A 17,972-nucleotide genomic window follows, 5' to 3' on the forward strand; every position below is an offset into this window, starting at 1 on the left:
ATTATTTGTCTCTTTGTTTGTCTAGCCAAACCATTACACCTTTTTGTGCATGTAGTCTGTTTTCTGCTTCTTGGAAAATTAGACTTTGTGGACCTTCAATTACCTCTTGACTTACTTCATAACCTCTATAAGCTGGTAAACAGTGAAGGAATATTGCTTTTTTATGGGCTAAATTCATCATAGTATCATTCACAATATATCCATCAAAATCTTTAACTCTTTTCTCTTTTTCGTCCTCTTGTCCCATTGATACCCAAGTATCAGTAGTAACAACAGTTGAACCTTTTACTGCTTCTTTTGGATCATTTGAAATAACTATTTTTGCACCAGAGTTTTTAGCTTCATTTAAAGCATTTTCTAAAATTTCATTATCTACTTCATAACCCTTTGGTGTTGCAATTCTTAATTCAAAGCCTAATTTTGCAGCCATATTTAACCATGAATGAGCCATATTATTACCATCACCAATATACGCAACAATCAAATCTTTATCTAAACCTGCTTCTTGAATAGTCATATAATCAGCCATTAATTGAACAGGATGAAATTCATTTGTTAGTCCATTGATTACAGGAACTTTAGAGTATTTTGCAAACTCTTCTAATTTGCTTTGCTCAAATGTTCTAATCATAACCATATCTACCATTCTTGAAATAACTCTACTAGTATCACTCATAGGTTCACCTCTACCTAATTGAATATCATTTGATGATAAAAATAGACCAATTCCACCTAATTGATAAATACCCGTTTCAAAACTAACCCTTGTTCTTGTACTACTTTTTTCAAAAATCATTCCAAGAGTTTGTTTTGGCATATAATCTTTAAAAACTCTATTTTTTGTTTCTAATTTTATTTTTTTAGCAAGATCTAGAATTTCTAGAATTTCTTCTTTTGTATAATCTGTTAATGTTAAAAAATGTCTCATACTATTTACCTTTTTTATTGTAAAGCAAATATTATATATAAGTTGTCTTTATTTGTTTCTTAATTAAATTTAAACATTAAAATCTTTTAGCAAAAAGCTTCTGTTAAAGTACTATAAAAACGCTACAAAGCCCTTAAAATAACATTTTAGTGACTTTTGATGTTATTGCTATTTAAGAGATACTGTCTTAAAATTCCACATACTCAAAAGGAATAGAAATGATAAAAGAAGTACTAAAAAGAGATGGAACAACCAAGGAGTTTCAAAGTTTTAAAATTGAAGATGTAATAAAAAAAGCTTTTAAAAGCGTAAATACAAAATATGATAAAACAATTTTCTTTAATGTATTGGAACTTTTAGAACAAAAAAGAGTAATTGCAGTTGAAGATATACAAGATTTTATTGAAAAAGAACTATATAAAGCAAGATATTTTGAAGTAATGAAGTCTTTCATGCTTTATAGACATATGCATAAAATGCAAAGAGAGCATGTATTAGGATTAGATAAAGATACAACTTATATTAATTGTACACAAACAATTCAAGAGTATATTAATAAAACTGATTGGAGAATTAATGCCAACTCAAACACTGGGTATTCTCATGCTGGTTTGATTAATAATAGTGCAGGAAAAGTGATTGCAAATTATTGGCTAGATAAAGTTTATTCAAAAGAAGAGGGCTATGCTCATAGAAATGCTGATTATCATATACATGATTTAGATTGTTTAAGTGGGTATTGTGCTGGTTGGAGTTTAAGAGTATTATTAGATGAAGGGTTTAATGGTGTAAGAGGAAGAGTTGAAAGTTGTGCTCCTAATCATTTTAGAGAAGCATTAGGTCAAATGGCAAACTTTTTAGGAATATTACAAAGTGAATGGGCTGGAGCTCAAGCTTTCTCTTCTTTTGATACTTATTTGGCTCCATATGTTTTTAAAGATAAATTATCTTATTTAGAAGTGAAAAAAAATATTAGAAGTTTTATTTATAATCTTAATGTTCCTGCACGTTGGGGACAAAGTCCTTTTACAAATGTTACTATAGATTGGACTGTACCTGAGGATTTAAAAGATCAAATACCAACAAAAAGACAAGAACATCTATTTAAAAATTTTCAAGATGAAGAGTTATTAGAAGTTATTAAAGAAAAAGGGTATTCAAGTTTTGAAAATTTAACTTATAAAGATTTCCAAAAACAGATGAATATGATAAATAAAGCATTTTATGAAGTAATGACAGAAGGTGATAAAACAGGTCAACCTTTTACTTTTCCAATTCCTACAGTAAATATTACAGAAGATTTTGATTGGTATGGTGAGAATACAGATATATTATTTGAAAATAGTGCAAAAATTGGTTCTTCATATTTTCAAAATTTTATCGGAAGTCAATATATAAAAGATGAGAATGGAAACCTAATTCCAAATGAAAAAGCTTATAAACCAGGTCATGTAAGAAGCATGTGTTGTAGATTACAACTTGATTTAAGAGAACTTCTTAAAAGAGGTGGTGGTCTTTTTGGTAGTGCAGAAATGACTGGAAGTATTGGGGTTGTTACAATTAATATGGCAAGACTTGGTTATATTTTCAAAAATGATAAAACTGCGTTATTTGAAAGACTTGATGAGTTAATGCAACTTGCAAAATCAACTTTAGAGAAAAAAAGAGAGTTTATTCAAACACTTTATGATAGAGGATTATTCCCTTATACAAAAAGGTATTTGCATCATTTTAATAATCATTTTTCAACTATAGGTATTAATGGTATAAATGAAATGATTAAAAACTTTTTTGATTTAAAAGAAGATATATCAACTAATGTTGGAATAGAGTTTTCACATGAGATATTAGATCATATGAGAGAAAGAATGGTTGAGTTTCAAGAAGAGACTGGAAATTTATATAATCTTGAAGCAACACCAGCAGAAGGTACTACATATAGATTTGCAAAAGAAGATAAAAAAAGATTTAAAGATATTGTACAAGCTGGATTTGATAAAAATATCTATTATACAAACTCATCTCAGCTTCCAGCAGACTTTACAGATGATATTTATGAAGCACTAGATTTACAAGATGATTTACAAGGTAAGTATACAGGTGGTACTGTACTTCACTTATATATGAGAGAAAGAGTAAGTTCAACAGAGGCTTGTAGGAAGCTAATTAAAAGTGTAATCTCAAATTATACTTTACCATATATTACAGTTACTCCACTTTTCTCTGTTTGTCCTACTCATGGATATATAAGTGGAGAGTACGAATATTGTCCAAAATGTGATGAAGAAATTTTAAAAAAGGAGTTAGAAGAATGGAAAGTTACAAAATACCAAAACACTTAGAAGGTGAAAGAACGAAATGTGTAGTTTATACTAGAGTTATGGGATATCATAGACCAGTAGAGAGTTTTAATATAGGAAAAAAAGGTGAACATAAACAAAGAGTTAAATTTATCGAAAAAAATAATATATGATATTACACGATTTACGACTTTAGATTATAAAGACAATTTATCTTGTATTGTATGGTTTATATCATGCAATATGAGATGTCAATATTGTTATAATAGTAATATAGTTTTATCAAAAGAGGGAAATTATGAAATTAAAGATTTATTTACTTTTTTAGAAAAAAGAGTAGGGCTTTTAGATGCTGTTGTATTAAGTGGTGGTGAAGCTACAATGCATAATTTAGAGCCTATTTGCAAAAAAATCAAAGCAATGGGATTTAAAATAAAGCTTGATACAAATGGATTGAATACAAAGTTAATTAAAACTTTAATTGATAAAAATTATATTGATTATATAGCTTTAGATTTTAAAGCAACAAAAGAGAAATTTCAAGATATTACTAAAACAACAAATCAATATAATAGATTTATTGATACATTAGAGTTTTTAATTGAAAAAAACTTTGATTTTGAAGTAAGAACAACTTTACATGAAGAGTTGTTAGATGAAAATGATATAAATAAAATAGTCGATACTTTAGTAAGCAAAGGCTACAAAAATAGCCTTTATATACAAAATTTTTTAAATGTAGAAAATTTTGCAAATCTTAAAGAATCTAAAAAAGTTTTAAATAAAGATTTATTAAGTAAAAACTTAAATATTATCTGGAGAAATTAAATATCCTTGTCCTGAAATATTTTTAATTAAAGTTTTAGAGGTTTTTGCTCTAATTCTTTTTATAAAAGTTCTCAATCTCTCATCAGTAGCTTCTTCTTTTTCCCATAAAGTTTTTTTTATTTTTTCAACTGAAACACTATTTGGATGATTTTTAATTAGTAAATATAAAAAATCTTTTTCTCTTTTAGTTAAATTTATAATTTTGTCATTTTTATCAAATAAATTATTTTTATTTCTATCAAAATATAAATCTTCAGATAGTTTAAAAACTCTTTTTTTATCAAGTTTTATAGCTAATGATACAAGATACTCTAATACTTCATCTGGATCAAATGGTTTTATAAAATATTTTGTAATTCCAATATCAATTGCATTTAGAAGTTTCTCTTTTTCTGAAAATGCACTTAATACAATTACTGGAATTGACTCATCAATTTGTTTGATTTTTTCAGTCATAGCTAATCCATCAAGTTTGGGCATCATAATATCTGTAATAATTATATCAGGTTTAATAGTTTTCATTTTTTCTAAACCCTCTTGCCCATTTTTTGCTAAAGTGAAGCTAAAAAAATAATCTCCAATTGCATCTTTTAATAGCTTTGCAATGTTTGATTCATCCTCTACTAGTAAAACTTTGAACTCTTTTAGTACATTCTTTGGCACAGATATCTCCTAGGTTAATTAGTAATTAAATTAAAATTATAGAATTTTTTTTTAAAAGTGAGGTAAAAGTAAAATAATAAGTATAAATTATATGAAAAAATTGCCATATAATAGAAGCTTAAATCAATTAAGCAAACTTTTATATAATAGTTATAGAAAAAAGAATATAATATAGTATTAATTTTACATAAAGAGGATATTATGCACGTAGGTTTTATTATTGAGCATTGGGATAATATTGAACCTTTAAAAAGTTCTACGTTACTAATCATAAAAGAGTGCCTCAAAAGAGGTCATAAGGTTTCAGTACTTTATACAAATAATTTAACAGTAAGAAATAATATAGTTCATGGTTTTATACAAACAATTAAAGATATACCAAAAATTCCAGAAAATATTGTATCATTTTATAAAAAAGTTGAGTTTGAGAAAAGATTAACAGCTTTGCATGCTTTTGATTGTATTATGCTAAGAAAAGATCCACCTATTAATCCATTGGTTCTGAATTTTTTAGATGCAATTAAAGATGAAACAGTAATAATAAATGATGTAGATGGTATAAGAAAAGCAAATAATAAGCTATATACAACAACTTTTCATGATCCAAATAATACTTTTTTACCAGTAACTCATGTTTCTGGAAGTAAAAAATATATAAATAAAATTATTGAAGAGTCACCTGATGAAAAATTTATTTTAAAACCATTAGATGGTTCAGGTGGAAGAGGTGTGATTGTACTAGAAAAAAATGCAAAGTCAAATATTAACTCATTATTAGACTTTTATATAGATAAATCAGGTGAAAAATATGTTATTTTACAAGAGTATATAAAAGGTGCAGAAAATGGTGATGTTCGAGTTTTGATGCTAAATGGAAAATTTATTGGAGCATATAATAGAAAACCAGCAGATGGAGAAATAAGAGCTAACATTCAAGCTGGAGGAAGTGCACATAAATATGAGTTAACAGATAGTCAAAAAAAGGTTTGTAGAAAAGTTGGAACAAGCTTATTGGCAGATGGACTATTTTTTGTAGGCTTAGATATGATTGGGGATAAGATATTAGAAGTAAATGTTTTAAATCCTGGAGGAATAACAAATATTAATAAACTAAATAAATTAAAACTACATCAAAATGTAGTTGACTTTTTAGAAGAAAAAGTTGATGAAAAAATTGAAAAGAGGGCAGAATTAGAGTATTTACTTAAAAGACTTAATGAATTAAGAGAGTAATTTATTATGAATGCACAAGACACTCAAAGATCTATTGAAATAGCTTCTGGTGTTGCAGAAGTTATAAAATCAATAAGAAATGAAAGAAATTATGAAAAAGCAGCACAAATATTAGTAGAAAAAAACATCTCAATTTCTGAGCTAGTTAGGAGAACATTAAGACTTTCAATTATAGATTTAGCAAAATTAAGCGATATTGTAATAACTCTTAAAAAGTAAGATTAAAAATCTTACTTTTTTATACAAATAGTTCTTAATTCATATTTTCCTGTTCTATAATTTAATACTTTCTCTTTTTTATATCCATAACCTTTTTTTATGCAATCGTCTTTTTTAAATTTTGATATATCTTGACTACAACCTACAAAAATAAATAAACTCATTAAAAATAACAAAACTGTAGTTTTCATTACAGCCTCCTTTGTATAGTCTAATTTTACTATTATAAGGTAGCATAAAGGTGTCAAATAAAAAATAAATAATTTTAAAGTGGAATATTAATTGTAAATAGGAGTCCTTTGTTACTATTTTTTGCAAACATTGTTCCATTTAAACTTTTTTCAATGATTAGTTTAGACATAAAAAGACCAAGTCCTGTTCCATTACTTTGATGTTTTGTTGTAAAGTAAGGCTCAAATATTTTATCTAAAGTATTTTCATCAACTCCCCTTGCATTGTCACTAAAAGTAACTTGTGCAAATTCTTGTGACTCAATAGTGACTTGCTTTATAGTTATGACTATCTCTTTATTTTCAATATTTTTCTTATTAAACGCATGTGCAGAGTTTTGTAAAAAGTTAATAATAACTTGAGAAAATTCATTTGATACACCAAAAACTTCTAAATCAATATACTCTTTTTTTATATTGATATTTTCCTTTTGAATAAGTTTTCTTGTTATATTTAAACTCTCATCAATTGAATTTTTTAAATTAAACTTTTGTTTTTCTTTATTTGGATTGAAAAAGTTTGAAAAATCATCTATAGTTTGAGACATATTTGCAATAATCTCTTTGCTATCTTTATAATATTTTTCAAGTTCATCAAACTCTTGATTAGAAGCAGATTTTTTTACATTAAACAGTGCAAGATTTAATTCAGTTAAAGGTTGTCTCCATTGATGTGCGATATTTGCTAACATTTGCCCTAAACTTGCCATTCTTGATTGCCAAAAAAGGATTTTTTGTTTTTGCTTATTTTTCTCAATTTCGCTTTTTACTCTTTGTTCTAAAGTTTGATTTAACTCTTTTAGCTGTTTTGTTTGTTCTTGAACTCTCATTTCCAAAGTTTTATTTAAAAGTTTTAACTCTTTATCTTTTTTTTCTAAATTTTTCTTTAATTCAACTTCTTGTGTTACATCATAACGAATTGCAATAAACTCTTTGATATTTCCATCTTTGTCAAGAATAGGCGTAATTGTAGTATTTAAGTAAACACTTCTTCCTTCTTTTGTTAAGTTTTTAACTGTAGATTTATAAGTTTTTTTATTAAATTTTATTGTTTCCCAAAGATTTTTAAAGTGTTCACTAGGAATATCAGGGTGTCTTACAATATTGTGATTCTTCCCTAATAATTCCTTTTTTGAATATCCAAATATATTACAAAACTCATCATTCACAAAAGTAATTATTCCATCAATATCTGTTTTTGATACAATATTACTATTTTCTATTGCCTCTTGATAAGTGTTTTTAGGCATATTAATTCTTATTTAAAAATTCACAAGCCTCTTTTGCATGATATGTAATTATCATATTAGCGCCTGCTCTTTTAAAGCCTATTAATGTTTCAATCATAACTTTTTCATAATCAACTAAACCAGCATTTCCCGCATGCTTAAGCATTGCATACTCTCCACTTACATTATATGCACAAAGTGGTAAATTTGAGCTATTTCTTATATCTCTTATTACATCCATAAAAGCAAGTGCTGGCTTAACCATTAAAATATCTGCACCTTGTTTTTCATCTTCAAGTGATTCTTCAATAGCTTCTAATCTATTTGCAGAGTTCATTTGATATGTTCTTCTATCTCCAAAAGAAGGAGTTGATTCAGCTACATCTCTAAAAGGTCCATAATATGCACTTGCAAATTTAGTAGAATAAGCCATAATTGGAAGATTTTCAAATCCATTTGAGTCTAATGTTGTTCTTAAAACTTCAATAATACCATCCATCATACCACTTGGTGCAATCATATCAGCACCAGCTTTTGCATGAACTAAAGCTTGTTGTGCAGAAAGTTCTAATGTTTTATCATTATCAACTGTTTTTGTTTTTGGATCTAATATCCCACAATGCCCATGGTCTGTATACTCACAAAAGCATAAATCAGTAGCAATAAACATATCCGGAACTTTTTGTTTTATGGCTTTGATTGTTCTTGCAATAATACTCTCTTCACAAAGGCATTCACTTCCTACTGAGTCTTTAACATCAGGAATACCAAATAACATAATTGATTTTAATCCAATAGAATAGATATATTCACACTCTTTAATTATTTCATCAATACTCATTTGAAATACACCTGGCATTGATTCAACTTCTTTTTTTATATTTGAACCCTCTTTTACAAAAAGGGGATACATAAAGTCATTTTTAGAAAGAGTTGTTTCTTGTAGCATATTTCTTAAATTTTCATTTATTCTTGTTCTTCTAAATCTTTTAAACATTTTGTACCTTTAATTTTACCAAAATAAAAAGAATTTAAATTATTTTTAATAAAAGGTTCTTTTTAATTTGGTATTTGTTATAATTTTGGTTATTTTATCACTATAAGGTTTAAAGGCGAATGAATATACAACAATCAAATATTGCTAACCTACCTACAAAATATGGAAAATTTAGAATAAAAGCTTATAAAGATAATGATCAAGAGCATTTAGCAATTATGTCATTGGATTTTGAACAAATAGAAGCTCCATATGTAAGAATTCATTCTGAATGTCTTACAGGAGATACATTAGGAAGTTTAAAATGTGATTGTCAAAATCAACTTGAATTGGCACTAAAATTCATATCAAAAGAGGGTGGTTTGATAATTTATCACCGGCAAGAAGGACGAAATATAGGCTTGTTAAATAAAGTTAATGCCTATGCTTTGCAAGATCAAGGAAGAAATACAATTGAAGCAAATTTAGAACTTGGATTTAAAGAAGATGAAAGAGATTATAAAGTTATAAAATATATTTTTGATGATTTAAAAATAAACAAATTAAAACTAATTACAAATAATCCAAAAAAAATCGATTATGTAAAATCTTTAAATATTGAATTAATAGAAAGAATTCCTTCAATTACAAAAGTAAATAAATATAATGAATACTATTTAAATACAAAAAAAGATAAAATGGGGCACCTTTTATAAGATGAATAATTTAAAAAATAGTTTAAAGAGTAATAATTTAGAATTTGGTGATAAGTTTTATGAAAGATGCGATGAGTTTATTAAACTTCTTCAAAAATGGGGTAAAGTTCATAATCTTAGTGGAAGTTTACATGAAAATGATATAATTGAAAACATAATTGATTCTGTCTATCCTTTATCTTTTATAAATGATTTTGAAAGTTTTGCTGATATTGGAACAGGGGCAGGGTATCCTGGACTTTTACTTGCAATTTCAAAACCAAATATAAAGTGCTACTTAATAGAACCAAGGATAAAAAGAGTTGCTTTTTTAAACTTTGTTAAAAATAGTTTAGCTTTACAAAATGTGGAAGTTATTTGTAAAAGAGTAGAAGAAGTAAAAGATATTAAAGTTGACTTAATAACATCTAGAGCAGTAACTAATACTAGTTTATTACTAGATTTAACAAAAAATATCTCTAAAGATAATTGTAGTTTTCTTTTTTATAAAGGTAGTATGCTAGAAGATGAGATGAAAAAAGCAAAATTAGATAATTGTAAAATAGTAAGTAGAAAAGAGAGAAATTATCTATATTTGCAAAAACAATCAACACATGAAGGTAAATAATGATATTTAAAATATTAGCAGTTTTAGCAGTTTTATTTTTAGTTTATATAATCTTTTTTAAAAAAGATAGAGAGGGTGTTATAAAAACTAACAAGAAAAAAGAGAACATTGAAGATGTAATGGTTGAATGCCCAAGTTGTGGAACTTATGTTTCTAAAAAAGAGGGTATTTTAAGTAATGGCAAATATTTTTGCTCAAAAGAGTGCTTAAATAGCTAGTTAAGGGAAATATAATGATATTAATAGGCGATAAAAATATTCCATATGAAACATTAACAAAAGTTTCTACAATTGAAGAACTAGTAAAAACTAAAGCAAATACAATGATAGTTTTTGATTATACACAAAATTTAGTTGATTATTGTTTTAAAAATGATTTATCATATGCTGTTATTATAAAAGATTTAAAAGAAGCTATTTATGCAAACGCTTTGGAAGCAAAATATTTAATTTGCGATAAACAATTAGCTAAAAATATTCAAAACACAGCAGATAATTATATGTTTGATTCAAAAGTTTTAGCAATTATTGAGTCAAATGAAGAGTTTGAAGATATAACAAAAGAACAAATTGATGGAGTAATTTATAATTATTTATTAAAATAATTATCCACGTAAATACTCTTTTTTAATTTACTTAAGAATAAGTCAGCTTTGGATAAAATATCTACTTTTTAGAAATAATTATATTAAAGATAGGACTATTGTGAAAGAGATATTAGATATTATTGTTTTATTGTTATTTGTATTTATGTTAGCAATGTTTATAATAGGCTTCAATAAACAACAAATCAAAAAACACAAAAATAAACTCGAGGAAAAAGAGAAAAGAAAGAAGGACAAGATAGATGAATAAACCATTATTGATTGAGATTGGTGTTGAAGAATTACCAGCAATTCCATTTTTAAAAGAGTTAGCAAATATTGAAAAAAAATGGAGTGATATATTAGAAAAAAATAAATTATTATGTGGTTTTGATTTCTTTTATACACCAAGAAGATTGGTTTTATGGCATAGAGAATTTCCTGTTTCTCAAGCTAATAGTGTAGTAGAGCAGTTTGGTGCTCCTATTAAAATTGCCTATAAAGATAATAAACCAACAAATGCAGCAATTGGTTTTGCTAAAAAATGTGGTGTTGAAGTTGAAGATTTAGAGCAAATTGATAAAGGAAAAGGTCCTGTTTTATACTTTAAGCAAGAAGTGCCAGGAAAGCAAAGTATTACTTTATTAAATGAAATGGTAAATGAATTTATTAACTCATTAAATTTCGGTAAATCAATGAGATGGGGAAGTAGAACTGATAGTTTTATAAGACCTATTAGAAGTTTATCTATTCTTTTAGAAAATAAAATTGTTGAAGCAGAGTTATTTGGAGTAAAATCATCTAATTTCTCATTTGCTCATAGAATGGTTTCTTATGAGCCATTTACATATGATTTTGCAGGAGATTATTTCTGCAAGTTGGATAAAAATGGAGTTATTTTATATCCAGATGAAAGAAGAAAAATAATCTTAGAGCAAATGAAAAAGATTGAAGTTTCAAATGATGTGAAAATTGACATCGATGAAGATTTATTAGAAGAAATCGTTGCAATTACTGAATATCCTACAGCACTTATTGGAAAGTTTGATGAAGAGTTTTTAGAGTTACCTGAAGAAGTTATTGTTACATCTATGAAAGAGCATCAAAGATATTTTGCAGTTTATAAAGATGGAAAATTATCAAATAACTTTATTGTAGTGTCAAATTCAAAAACAGATGATTTTAGTGCAATTGTTGCTGGAAATGAAAAAGTACTAAGACCAAGATTATCAGATGCAATGTTTTTTTATAAAAATGATATTGCAAATGGCTTAAATAATGAAGGATTAAAGAATCTTGTATTTGTTGAAGGTCTTGGTTCTATGTATGAAAAATGTGAAAGAGAAGCAAAAATAGCTTTATATTTAGCAAATGAATTCAATGAAACAAATAAAGAATTACTTGAAAAAGCAGTTATGTTAAGTAAAGCTGATTTGATGTCTGAAATGGTTTATGAGTTTACTGAATTACAGGGACTAATGGGTTATTATTATGCAAAAATTGCAAATGAAAATGATTTAGTTTGTATGGCATTAAAAGAGCAATATCTGCCAGATGGAGAAGACTCAAACCTTCCATCAAGTAAATTTTCTGCAATTGTTGCATTATCATACAAGCTTGATAACTTAATGGGATTGTTTAGTGTAGGTAAAATTCCAACTGGTTCAAAAGATCCATTTGGATTAAGACGAGCAGCAGCAGGTATTGTAAAAATTGCAATTGAACACAAACTATCAATTAATTTGGATAAAATTATAACTAATTTAGCAAATAATTATAAAGGCTTAGATAAATCACAACTTCTAGACTTTTTTAATGAAAGATTATTTAAAATATTTGAAGTAAATCCATCTGTTTTAAAAGCAGTTTTAGGAAGCGGTGAAAAAGATGTATATAAGATATCTTTAAAACTTTGTGCATTAAATCCAATTGTTCAAAGTGATGATTTTAAAGAGATATCTACAACATTTAAAAGAGTTGCTAATATAATAAAAGACATAGACATAGATAAAAAATTAGATGTAAAAGAAGACCTACTAGAAAATAGCCAAGAAAAAGAGTTATATGAAGCATATAAAGCAGTAACTTCAAAACAATTTGATGATTATGAAGTGCAATTAGACGAGTTATTTTCTTTAAAATCTCAATTGGATAACTTCTTTGATAATGTATTTGTAAATCATAAAAATGAAGATATAAAAACAAATAGAAAAAATTTAATAGGCTTAGTATATCAAGCTTTTAGAAATATTGCTGACATTAAAGAAATTACTATATAATATAACTATGTAAAAAGTAAGAAGCTATTTCTTACTTTTTACAATGCTCTAAGGAGTTAAAAACTACATTACTGCTAACATTTGTATTTAATTATTAAAATAAAGGATTAAAGTGAAAAGAGTATTTTTATCTGTAGCACTTATTTTTGTTTTTAATGGATGTGCTACTTGGAAAGGTATTAAAAAAGATAGTAATGATGCTTGGGAAGCAACTAAAGATGGAAGTTCTAAAGTTTATAATAAAACAAAAGAAACAATTCATGAAGCTACAGAATAGTTTCTTTTAATAAAAATTTCATCAAAGGAACAAAAATTATTATTGTAGGTTTATTGTTGAATGATTACAATTTATAAAGGAGAACAATGTTCCTAAGATGAAATAATTGATAAGATAAAATTTAATATGAATAATTGTTTGAATTTAAATGTATAATATATAAATGTATGAATAATTGAATGAAATTTTATCTTACCATTGCAGAAAATATAATAATTTACTACTATAAAAGTGGATGGGGTAGTAGGATTCGAACCTACGAATGACGGCACCAAAAGCCGTTGCCTTACCACTTGGCGATACCCCAATAATAGTGGAGCTGGTGATAGGAGTCGAACCTACGACCTGCTGATTACAAATCAGCTGCTCTAGCCAACTGAGCTACACCAGCAAAATAATAATTTTAATATGTGTTAAAATTACAGGCGGAATTATATAAAAATAAATTTAAATTAAACTTAAAATTTTAATTATGAATTTTAATATGGTGTCAAGAGAGAGACTTGAACTCTCGACCTCCGGCTTATGAGACCAGCGCTCTAGCCAGCTGAGCTACCTTGACATATTTAAAATTGTGATTGGTTGCGGAAACAAGATTTGAACTTGTGACCTTCGGGTTATGAGCCCGACGAGCTACCTGACTGCTCTATTCCGCGTCTTAAAAGTGGATGGGGTAGTAGGATTCGAACCTACGAATGACGGCACCAAAAGCCGTTGCCTTACCACTTGGCGATACCCCAAATTTTAAGTCCTGAAATTATAGTCAAAAAAAAATAAATTGTCAAGCATTTTTATGGTTTTTTTTGAATTTTTTGATATAATATTAGGGAAATTTATATAAAAAAGAGTTATTATGTCAGCTATAAAAAGAGTAAAAGAAGCGATTGAAGAAATAAAAAAAGGAAATATGGTCATCATGTTAGATGATGAAGATAGAGAAAATGAAGGTGATTTAGTTTATGCAGCAGCTTTAAGTACAGCAGATAAAGTAAACTTTATGGCATCAAATGCAAAAGGTTTAATCTGCGTATCTGTAACAAAAGAGACAGCTAATAAATTAAATTTAAATCCAATGGTTGAGTCAAATACTTCATCTTATGAAACTGCATTTACTGTTTCTGTTGATGCAGTTGATGCAGCAACTGGTATTAGTGCAGGGGAAAGAGATGATACTATTAAGATTTTAGCTAATCCTGTTTCAAAACCACAAGAGCTTGTAAGACCTGGGCATATTTTTCCATTGATTGCAAAAGATGGTGGAGTTTTAGTTAGAACTGGACATACAGAGGGAAGTGTTGATTTATGTAAACTAGCAGGTTTTAATGGTGAAGCTGTTATTTGTGAAATCATGAAAGATGATGGAACAATGGCAAGAAGAGATGATTTAGATATTTTTGCACAAAAACATAATTTAAAACAAATTTACATTTCAGATTTAGTAGAATATAGATTATCTCATGAAAAACTTGTAGAAGAAATCTCTAGTGAAGAGATTGATTTTTTTGGTTCAAAAGCAATTAAAAAAGAGTTTAAAGACCATTTAGAAAATATTCACACAGCAATTATTTTTAAAGAATTAAATGATATATCTCATGTAAAGTTTCATACAATTATCCCTGATATAGAACTGTTTTTAAATGGTGAGAAAATACACTCATTACTTAAAACAATTAATTTTTTACAAGCAAAAGGTGGAATACTTATCTTTTTAAGTGATAAAAGAACAAATAAAGAATCACAAAAAGATTATGGTATTGGAGCACAAATTTTAAATAGTTTAAATATTAAAAAGATAAAACTTATGACAAGTGGAGGTAAACATTCATTTGTTGGACTTCAAGGTTTTGGATTAGAAATTTGTGAAGAGATACAAATAGAAGGTTAGTTAAAATAGATTCTAACTAGTTTTTATATAAAAGAAGTAGTTTTATCTACTTCTTTTACTTATAATTAAAGTTGTGGACCAGCAGCAGTGAAGTCAAATTCACTCTCTAATGTAAGATATTTTTTAAAGTTTTCTATATACATTCCTGCAAGTTTTTTTGCTGTTTCATCATATGCTTCTTTATCTTCCCATGTATTTCTTGGATTTAATACTTCTGTATCTACCCCACTTAAAGTTTTAGGAATTGACAAATTAAAATATGGAAGCATTTCAAATTCAGAAGAATTAATTGAACCATCCAAAATTGCATTTATACAAGCTCTAGTATTTTTAATACTCATTCTTGAACCAATGCCATAAGGACCACCAGTCCATCCAGTATTTACTAAAAAGACATTTACATTGTGTTTGTCGATTTTTTTACCTAGAAGTTCAGCATATACAGTAGGATTTAATGGTAAAAATGCTTCACCAAAACAAGATGAGAAAGTAGCAACAGGCTCAGTAATACCTCTTTCTGTTCCTGCTACTTTTGCAGTATAACCACTTAAAAAGTAATACATAGCTTGATCTCTTGTAAGTTTTGAAACAGGAGGTAAAACGCCAAATGCATCAGCACATAAGAAAATGATATTTTGTGGATGTCCACCTTTCATATCAGGAGTATGGTTTTCTATATGCTCTAAAGGATAAGAAACTCTTGTATTTTCTGTTTTACTACCATCTGTATAATCAACAACACCATTTTCATCATATATTACATTTTCTAAAATAGCACCTTTTTTAATAGCACCAAAAATTTCAGGTTCAGATTTTTCATCAAGATTAATTACTTTTGCATAACAACCACCCTCAAAGTTGAAAATTCCATTATCATCCCAGCCATGTTCATCATCACCAATTAAAGCTCTGTTTGGGTCAGTTGATAATGTAGTTTTTCCAGTTCCTGAAAGACCAAAGAATAGGGCAGTATCACCATCTTTTCCAATATTTGCAGAACAATGCATAGATAATTTTCCCTCTAAAGGAAGCCAATAGTTCATCATAGAAAAAACGCCTTTTTTCATTTCACCTGCATACCAAGTACCACCGATGATTGCACAGTTTTCTTCTACATTAAATACTACATAAACCTCAGAGTGTAAGTTATGACTAACATAAGATTTATCAATTGTTTTACAAGAATTATATATTGTAAACTCAGGTTTAAAATTATCTAATTCTTCTTTTGTTTGTGGAACAATAAACATATTTTGAATAAAATGAGCTTGCCAAGCAACTTCTGTAATAAATCTAACAGATTTTCTACTATCTAAACTAGCACCACAATAAACATCTGTTACATATAAATCTTTATTACTTAACTGTTTTTTAGAATTTGTTAATAAATCCTCATAAACATCTTTTGTAACAGCTTGATTTATATCACCCCAAGAAATATATTTATTTGATGGGTCTTGATTTACAAAAAATTTATCTTTAGGGCTTCTTCCTGTAAAGATACCAGTATCAATCATTAGTGCACCAGTTGATGAAACTTTAGCACCTTCATTATCTACAGCGTGTTTTATTAGGGTGTCTATATCAAGATTTCTATAGACTTTCCCTACATTTTCAAGTCCAAGTGAGTTTTCTATATCAGGCATTTATACTTCTTTCCTACTATTTATTATTATATTATTATTTAAAAATCGATAAAAGTACACCAGCAGCTACGGCAGAACCTATAACGCCAGCAACATTTGGACCCATTGCATGCATAAGCATAATATTTGAAGGGTCATATTTTTGTCCTTCTTTACTTACAACTCTTGCAGCCATTGGAACGGCTGATACTCCAGCTGCACCAATTAATGGGTTTATTTGATTGTCTTTTGAACTAACTTTATTCATAATCTTAGCCATAATAAGCCCTGCAGCAGTACCCGCAGCAAATGCAACTAGTCCAATTACCATAATTCCCATAGTCTCAGCAACTAAAAATTGTTCAGCAGCAAGTTTTGAACCAACTCCTAGTCCTAAAAAAATTGTAACTATGTTAATTAATGCGTTTTGCATTGTATCAGAAAGTCTCTCAACAACTCCTGATTCTTTTGCAAAATTACCAAAACAAAGTGCACCAATTAGTGGTGAAGCATCCGGTAAAATCAGTAAAGTAAGCACTAAAACAACAATAGGAAAAACAATTTTTTCAAGTTTAGAAACTTTTCTCATTGATTTCATTTTTATTTTTCTTTCTGCATCAGTTGTAAGTGCTCTCATAATTGGAGGTTGAATAACTGGAACTAGTGCCATATATGAATATGCAGCAACTGCAATTGCACCTAATAATTCAGGAGCTAGTGCAGAAGCTATAAAAATAGATGTTGGTCCATCTGCTCCACCAATAATAGAAATAGCAGCAGCTTGTTGTAAACTAAACTCAATTCCAGGAACATATTGTGAAAGTACAACTGCACCAACTAAAGAACCAAATATACCAAATTGCGCAGCTCCACCTAATAGTGCAGTTTTAGGATTTGCAAGAAGAGGACCAAAGTCAGTCATTGCCCCAACACCCATAAATATCAATAAAGGGAAAAACTCATTTGCAATACCCATATTGTAAATAATACCAAGCATACCATGATCACCTGCAATATTTGCAATGGGAATATTAGCTAGTATTCCTCCAAACCCAATTGGAATTAAAAGTAATGGTTCAAATCCTTTTTTTATTGCTAAATAAAATAGTATAAAACAAATAATAATCATAATTACTCTACCAAAGCTTTGAGCAAAAAGAGTCATCTCTTCTCCATGAGAATCTTTTACTCCTTCTTTTGGATTAACAATAGCATTAAGTCCTGTTGTATGGTAAAATGATTTAATTAATTCTGGTAAAGTTCTTGATTGATATTCTGTTTCTTCAGTTTGTGTAGTTTCATGACTTGTAGTAGCTGCAAGTGTATTAACACTGCAGATACTCATCAAGAAAACAAAAATTGATATAATTAGATTTTTCTTCATCATTACTCCA

The 17,972-nt window shown here is 27.7% G+C and carries 20 protein-coding genes and 5 tRNA genes; 13 read left to right on the forward strand and 12 right to left on the reverse strand.

All coding sequences use genetic code 11. The annotated features are described in order from the left end of the window. Position 1 precedes the first annotated feature (1 nt). Positions 2–928, reverse strand: a complete 927-nt coding sequence (gene argF, locus ACAN_RS06960) for an ornithine carbamoyltransferase (RefSeq protein WP_099335159.1) — start codon at positions 926–928, stop codon at positions 2–4. A 218-nt stretch (positions 929–1,146) separates the two neighbouring features. On the opposite strand from argF, the gene ACAN_RS06965 reads away from it, so the two are divergent. From ACAN_RS06965 to ACAN_RS06975, 3 genes are read left to right on the forward strand one after another with little or no spacing between them, the layout of a single operon-like run. After that, positions 1,147–3,270: a ribonucleoside triphosphate reductase gene (locus ACAN_RS06965; protein WP_099335158.1), complete on the forward strand. Its 2,124-nt coding sequence runs from the start codon at positions 1,147–1,149 to the stop codon at positions 3,268–3,270. Beyond that, complete coding sequence (gene nrdD / locus ACAN_RS14115; RefSeq protein ID WP_119184371.1) at positions 3,240–3,401, forward strand: anaerobic ribonucleoside-triphosphate reductase; 162 nt, start codon at positions 3,240–3,242, stop codon at positions 3,399–3,401. The genes ACAN_RS06965 and nrdD overlap by 31 nt, the downstream gene beginning before the upstream one ends. Next, the gene (locus ACAN_RS06975; RefSeq protein WP_099335157.1) at positions 3,355–4,056 is read left to right on the forward strand and encodes an anaerobic ribonucleoside-triphosphate reductase activating protein; all 702 of its coding nucleotides are present in this window, start codon (positions 3,355–3,357) and stop codon (positions 4,054–4,056) included. Before nrdD ends, ACAN_RS06975 begins: the two co-directional genes overlap by 47 nt. On the opposite strand, the gene ACAN_RS06980 is transcribed toward ACAN_RS06975, so the two are convergent. After that, the gene (locus ACAN_RS06980) at positions 4,033–4,719 is read right to left on the reverse strand and encodes a response regulator transcription factor (RefSeq protein WP_079579154.1); all 687 of its coding nucleotides are present in this window, start codon (positions 4,717–4,719) and stop codon (positions 4,033–4,035) included. The two genes, ACAN_RS06975 and ACAN_RS06980, sit on opposite strands and share 24 nt — an antisense overlap. Before the next feature lie 201 nt (positions 4,720–4,920). Between ACAN_RS06980 and gshB the strand changes: the two genes are divergently transcribed. Continuing rightward, the gene (gene gshB / locus ACAN_RS06985; RefSeq protein WP_099335156.1) at positions 4,921–5,952 is read left to right on the forward strand and encodes a glutathione synthase; all 1,032 of its coding nucleotides are present in this window, start codon (positions 4,921–4,923) and stop codon (positions 5,950–5,952) included. A 6-nt stretch (positions 5,953–5,958) separates the two neighbouring features. Continuing rightward, positions 5,959–6,171 (forward strand): hypothetical protein, encoded by a 213-nt coding sequence (locus tag ACAN_RS06990; protein ID WP_079579158.1) that lies wholly within the window; start codon positions 5,959–5,961, stop codon positions 6,169–6,171. 11 nt (positions 6,172–6,182) lie between these two features. Here ACAN_RS06990 and ACAN_RS06995 read toward each other — a convergent pair whose 3' ends face one another. From ACAN_RS06995 to hemB, 3 genes are all read right to left on the reverse strand, one after another. Continuing rightward, entirely contained in the window at positions 6,183–6,362 is a 180-nt protein-coding gene (locus ACAN_RS06995; RefSeq protein WP_079579160.1) for a hypothetical protein, read from the reverse strand. Between the two features lie 74 nt (positions 6,363–6,436). Beyond that, complete coding sequence (locus ACAN_RS07000; protein WP_099335155.1) at positions 6,437–7,651, reverse strand: PAS domain-containing sensor histidine kinase; 1,215 nt, start codon at positions 7,649–7,651, stop codon at positions 6,437–6,439. A 1-nt stretch (position 7,652) separates the two neighbouring features. Continuing rightward, positions 7,653–8,627, reverse strand: coding sequence for a porphobilinogen synthase (hemB, locus tag ACAN_RS07005; protein ID WP_099310158.1), 975 nt, complete (start codon positions 8,625–8,627; stop codon positions 7,653–7,655). Positions 8,628–8,746: 119 nt separating this feature from the next. On the opposite strand from hemB, the gene ribA reads away from it, so the two are divergent. The 7 genes from ribA to ACAN_RS13985 all read left to right on the forward strand — a co-directional run bounded on the left by ribA (position 8,747) and on the right by ACAN_RS13985 (position 13,068). After that, on the forward strand, positions 8,747–9,322 hold the full coding sequence (gene ribA / locus ACAN_RS07010) for a GTP cyclohydrolase II (protein WP_099335154.1): 576 nt from the start codon (positions 8,747–8,749) through the stop codon (positions 9,320–9,322). Position 9,323: 1 nt separating this feature from the next. Then, positions 9,324–9,929, forward strand: a complete 606-nt coding sequence (gene rsmG / locus ACAN_RS07015; protein ID WP_099335153.1) for a 16S rRNA (guanine(527)-N(7))-methyltransferase RsmG — start codon at positions 9,324–9,326, stop codon at positions 9,927–9,929. Further along, positions 9,929–10,147 (forward strand): PP0621 family protein, encoded by a 219-nt coding sequence (locus ACAN_RS07020; RefSeq protein WP_099335152.1) that lies wholly within the window; start codon positions 9,929–9,931, stop codon positions 10,145–10,147. Before rsmG ends, ACAN_RS07020 begins: the two co-directional genes overlap by 1 nt. A 14-nt stretch (positions 10,148–10,161) precedes the next feature. Continuing rightward, positions 10,162–10,533: a hypothetical protein gene (locus ACAN_RS07025; protein ID WP_099335151.1), complete on the forward strand. Its 372-nt coding sequence runs from the start codon at positions 10,162–10,164 to the stop codon at positions 10,531–10,533. Between the two features lie 100 nt (positions 10,534–10,633). Then, complete coding sequence (locus tag ACAN_RS13980) at positions 10,634–10,783, forward strand: hypothetical protein (RefSeq protein WP_165375139.1); 150 nt, start codon at positions 10,634–10,636, stop codon at positions 10,781–10,783. Beyond that, entirely contained in the window at positions 10,776–12,791 is a 2,016-nt protein-coding gene (gene glyS, locus ACAN_RS07030) for a glycine--tRNA ligase subunit beta (RefSeq protein WP_099335150.1), read from the forward strand. The genes ACAN_RS13980 and glyS overlap by 8 nt, the downstream gene beginning before the upstream one ends. A gap of 112 nt (positions 12,792–12,903) precedes the next feature. After that, positions 12,904–13,068 carry a hypothetical protein gene (locus ACAN_RS13985; protein WP_165773084.1) on the forward strand — a complete coding sequence of 55 codons (165 nt, stop codon included), beginning with the start codon at positions 12,904–12,906 and terminating at the stop codon, positions 13,066–13,068. A 232-nt stretch (positions 13,069–13,300) separates the two neighbouring features. Here ACAN_RS13985 and ACAN_RS07035 read toward each other — a convergent pair. The 5 genes from ACAN_RS07035 to ACAN_RS07055 all read right to left on the reverse strand — a co-directional run bounded on the left by ACAN_RS07035 (position 13,301) and on the right by ACAN_RS07055 (position 13,808). Next, positions 13,301–13,375 (reverse strand) — tRNA-Gln (locus tag ACAN_RS07035). Between the two features lie 7 nt (positions 13,376–13,382). Continuing rightward, positions 13,383–13,459: transfer RNA gene (locus ACAN_RS07040), tRNA-Thr, on the reverse strand. 94 nt (positions 13,460–13,553) lie between these two features. Further along, positions 13,554–13,630, reverse strand: a tRNA-Met gene (locus ACAN_RS07045). Positions 13,631–13,647: 17 nt separating this feature from the next. Then, positions 13,648–13,724, reverse strand: a tRNA-Met gene (locus ACAN_RS07050). Positions 13,725–13,733: 9 nt separating this feature from the next. Next, positions 13,734–13,808, reverse strand: a tRNA-Gln gene (locus ACAN_RS07055). A gap of 113 nt (positions 13,809–13,921) precedes the next feature. On the opposite strand from ACAN_RS07055, the gene ACAN_RS07060 reads away from it, so the two are divergent. Then, positions 13,922–14,953 carry a bifunctional 3,4-dihydroxy-2-butanone 4-phosphate synthase/GTP cyclohydrolase II gene (locus tag ACAN_RS07060; protein WP_099335149.1) on the forward strand — a complete coding sequence of 344 codons (1,032 nt, stop codon included), beginning with the start codon at positions 13,922–13,924 and terminating at the stop codon, positions 14,951–14,953. 65 nt (positions 14,954–15,018) lie between these two features. On the opposite strand, the gene pckA is transcribed toward ACAN_RS07060, so the two are convergent. Next, positions 15,019–16,599, reverse strand: a complete 1,581-nt coding sequence (gene pckA / locus ACAN_RS07065; RefSeq protein WP_099335148.1) for a phosphoenolpyruvate carboxykinase (ATP) — start codon at positions 16,597–16,599, stop codon at positions 15,019–15,021. A gap of 34 nt (positions 16,600–16,633) precedes the next feature. Beyond that, on the reverse strand, positions 16,634–17,962 hold the full coding sequence (locus tag ACAN_RS07070) for a sodium ion-translocating decarboxylase subunit beta (RefSeq protein WP_099335147.1): 1,329 nt from the start codon (positions 17,960–17,962) through the stop codon (positions 16,634–16,636). Positions 17,963–17,972: the final 10 nt, after the last annotated feature.

Source organism: Malaciobacter canalis, from assembly GCF_008000835.1.
In the GTDB taxonomy this organism is placed as follows: domain Bacteria; phylum Campylobacterota; class Campylobacteria; order Campylobacterales; family Arcobacteraceae; genus Malaciobacter; species Malaciobacter canalis.

Excerpts from the sequence above, each read along its gene's own strand:
- ACAN_RS07020 (WP_099335152.1), top strand. The coding sequence starts at position 9,929 with ATGATATTTAAAATATTAGCAGTTTTAGCAGTTTTATTTTTAGTTTAT.
- ACAN_RS07025 (WP_099335151.1), top strand. The coding sequence starts at position 10,162 with ATGATATTAATAGGCGATAAAAATATTCCATATGAAACATTAACAAAA.
- rsmG (WP_099335153.1), top strand. The coding sequence starts at position 9,324 with ATGAATAATTTAAAAAATAGTTTAAAGAGTAATAATTTAGAATTTGGT.
- ACAN_RS06990 (WP_079579158.1), top strand. The coding sequence starts at position 5,959 with ATGAATGCACAAGACACTCAAAGATCTATTGAAATAGCTTCTGGTGTT.
- argF (WP_099335159.1), bottom strand. The coding sequence starts at position 928 with ATGAGACATTTTTTAACATTAACAGATTATACAAAAGAAGAAATTCTA.
- hemB (WP_099310158.1), bottom strand. The coding sequence starts at position 8,627 with ATGTTTAAAAGATTTAGAAGAACAAGAATAAATGAAAATTTAAGAAAT.
- nrdD (WP_119184371.1), top strand. The coding sequence starts at position 3,240 with ATGGAAAGTTACAAAATACCAAAACACTTAGAAGGTGAAAGAACGAAA.
- ACAN_RS07060 (WP_099335149.1), top strand. The coding sequence starts at position 13,922 with ATGTCAGCTATAAAAAGAGTAAAAGAAGCGATTGAAGAAATAAAAAAA.
- ACAN_RS07000 (WP_099335155.1), bottom strand. The coding sequence starts at position 7,651 with ATGCCTAAAAACACTTATCAAGAGGCAATAGAAAATAGTAATATTGTA.
- gshB (WP_099335156.1), top strand. The coding sequence starts at position 4,921 with ATGCACGTAGGTTTTATTATTGAGCATTGGGATAATATTGAACCTTTA.
- glyS (WP_099335150.1), top strand. The coding sequence starts at position 10,776 with ATGAATAAACCATTATTGATTGAGATTGGTGTTGAAGAATTACCAGCA.
- ACAN_RS06995 (WP_079579160.1), bottom strand. The coding sequence starts at position 6,362 with ATGAAAACTACAGTTTTGTTATTTTTAATGAGTTTATTTATTTTTGTA.
- pckA (WP_099335148.1), bottom strand. The coding sequence starts at position 16,599 with ATGCCTGATATAGAAAACTCACTTGGACTTGAAAATGTAGGGAAAGTC.
- ACAN_RS07070 (WP_099335147.1), bottom strand. The coding sequence starts at position 17,962 with ATGAAGAAAAATCTAATTATATCAATTTTTGTTTTCTTGATGAGTATC.
- ribA (WP_099335154.1), top strand. The coding sequence starts at position 8,747 with ATGAATATACAACAATCAAATATTGCTAACCTACCTACAAAATATGGA.
- ACAN_RS06965 (WP_099335158.1), top strand. The coding sequence starts at position 1,147 with ATGATAAAAGAAGTACTAAAAAGAGATGGAACAACCAAGGAGTTTCAA.